A 290-nucleotide genomic window follows, 5' to 3' on the forward strand; every position below is an offset into this window, starting at 1 on the left:
TAAGTTCTCACCAGTCGTTAATCTGAGTGTTAAAAATACGTTAGCTGGTGATGGTAGAAAAGACGATATTAATCTTACCTTTAAAAATATCCACGATTTTGAACCCGAGCAGGTAGCCAGGAATATCCCACAATTACGCGTTCTGTTAGCTATGCGTAACTTACTTCGTGACCTGAAATCTAACTTACTCGATAACGCTGCTTTTCGTCGCGAGCTGGAAACCATCCTTAAGGATCCAGCCCTGAGTCAGGAACTGCGTGATGAACTGGCAACCATGATGCCAGAAGAGA

General features: G+C 43.1%; 1 protein-coding gene. It reads left to right on the plus strand.

The window, feature by feature from the left end; translation table 11 throughout:
• On the plus strand, positions 1-290 hold a 290-nt coding region (locus FDX22_RS31440), incomplete at both ends, for a type VI secretion system contractile sheath small subunit (protein ID WP_255432981.1).

Source organism: Citrobacter sp. TBCS-14 (assembly GCF_005280805.1).
Lineage (GTDB): Bacteria > Pseudomonadota > Gammaproteobacteria > Enterobacterales > Enterobacteriaceae > Citrobacter > Citrobacter gillenii.